Genomic DNA, 2,138 nt, shown 5'->3' with positions numbered 1-2,138 from the left:
CACCAGGTCCACCACCCGCCGGTGCCCGCCGTCGGCGACGATCCGCTCCAGCGTCTTGCCGAGCCCCGGCGCGATCTCCTGCGCGTCGGCCCGCCGGGTGATCGCCTCCCCGACGACCGCCTGCACGTCCGAGTCGCGCAGCACGGTCAGCGCCCCGCGCAGCGCGGTGGCCAGCTCCGCCGTCACCCGGTCCGCGTGCTCCGGCTCCGCCAGCCAGGCCCCGAGCCGGCTGCCGATCCCGACCGCGCGCAGCCGCTGCCGCACCACGTCCCCGGACAGGAAGTTCTCCCCGACGAACTCACCGAGCGAGACGCCCAGCTGGTCCTTCTTCGTCGGGATGATCGCGGTGTGCGGGATGGGCAGCCCCAACGGGTGCCGGAAGAGCGCCGTGACCGCGAACCAGTCGGCGAGCCCGCCCACCATGCCGGCCTCGGCCGCCGCCGCCACGTAGTCCGTCCACGTCCCCGCGCCCGCGTTCCCGGCGGTCTTCGCCAGCACGTAGACCACCGCGACGAACACCAGCATGCCCGTCGCCGTCAGCTTCATCCGGCGCACCCCGCGCCGGCGTTCCTCGTCGGCCGGGGTGAACGCCGTCATCGTCTTGTACGACGCGACCCGCCCCGGTGTTCCCGTCTCGGTAGGTTCCATCAGCTCCACCCGTTCGGTGATCCCGCACACAATTGTCCCTTCCTGACCGACTCCCGGAACGAAACAGAGGTTCCCGGCGTCTGTCCGGAGGGGAGTAAGGGCAGCCTCCTGTCACACCTCCCCGGCCCATGACGCATCATGGGTGAACAAGATCGGAGCCCCCACGCTCCCATCGCCCGAGGAGAACAACACAAGAGTGGCCAAGCGTCATGGTTATGCGGTGCTCGGTGCGCTGGTCGCCCTGGTCATCGCACTGTCCGCCGGCATCTACGTCACCGTCGCCACCGATGACGGCACCCCCCGCAGCAGCCTCGGCGACAACCGCCCGCGCCGCGACTCCCACGCCGCCCCCGCCTCCACCGGCACCTGGGTCGGCGCCTGGGCCACCGCCCCCGTCGGCGGCGAACCCGGCACCGAGACCACCGGCCTCGCGGGCCACTCGGTCCGCAACGTCGTACACACCAGCACCGGCGGCACGAGTGCCCGCGTCACCCTGTCCAACCTCTACGGCCAGGCACCCCTCACCATCACCCACGCCTCCCTCGCCCTGTCCAGCGGCGACGGCACCGCGGCCGCCGACGCGGAAACCATGCGGCGCCTCACCTTCGCCGGCAGCACCGGCACCGTCATACCCGCCGGCGGACAGACCATCAGCGACGCCGTCCACCTCACCGTCCCGCACGGCGCCGACGTCCTGATCACCACCTACTCCCCCACCCCCTCCGGGCCGGTCACCTATCACCCGCACGCCCGCCAGGAGTCGTACCTCGCCACCGGCGACCGCACCGAGGACACCACCGGCACCCCGTACACCGACCGGACCCCCTACTGGCGGTACGCGACGGCCCTCGACCTGCTCAGCAACGAGGCCGCCGGCACCGTCGTCGCCTTCGGCGACTCCATCACCGACGGCATCACCTCCACCACCGGCACCAACCGCCGCTGGCCCGACATCCTCTCCGGCCGGCTGCGCAGCGCCCTGCGCAACGGCGGGCAACTGCCGCGCTACAGCGTCGTCAACGAAGGCATCAGCGGCAACCAGGTCCTCGCCGACGGCCTCGGCCGGCCCGCCGAGAACCAGAGCGGACTCGGCCGCTTCGGACGCGACGCGCTCACGCGGACCAACGCCAAGGTCGTCGTCATCGACCTCGGCGTCAACGACATCCTGCGCAACCCCCGCCTCGCCGACCCCGACCGCATCCTCACCGGACTGCGCACCCTCGTCCGCCAGGCCCACGCCCGCGGCCTCAAGGTCGTCGGCGCCACCCTCATGCCCTTCCAGGGCCACCGCGGCTGGACCCCCGCCCGGGAAGCCGTACGGCAGCAGGTCAATGCCGGGATCCGGGCCGGCGGCGTGTACGACGCCGTCGTCGACTTCGACAAGGCCCTCCGGGACCCCTACGACCCGCGCCGGCTGCGCCCCGAGTACGACTCCGGCGACCACCTGCACCCCAGCGACCTGGGCTACCGCACCATGGGCGACGTCTTCG

General features: G+C 72.5%; 2 protein-coding genes. One reads left to right on the top strand and one right to left on the bottom strand.

Annotated elements, in window-relative coordinates; translation table 11 throughout:
- The coding region (locus tag IE312_RS40650) for a DUF445 domain-containing protein (protein ID WP_229900006.1) at nucleotides 1-648 on the bottom strand (648 nt) is incomplete at its 3' end.
- Nucleotides 649-844: 196 nt separating this feature from the next.
- On the opposite strand from IE312_RS40650, the gene IE312_RS17940 reads away from it, so the two are divergent.
- Nucleotides 845-2,138, top strand: a 1,294-nt coding sequence (locus IE312_RS17940) for an SGNH/GDSL hydrolase family protein (protein WP_189982954.1), incomplete at its 3' end; no start/stop codon positions are given.

This window comes from Streptomyces capoamus, assembly GCF_014654935.1.
Taxonomy (GTDB): domain Bacteria; phylum Actinomycetota; class Actinomycetes; order Streptomycetales; family Streptomycetaceae; genus Streptomyces; species Streptomyces capoamus.
This window is presented reverse-complemented; position numbering and strand designations above follow the sequence as displayed.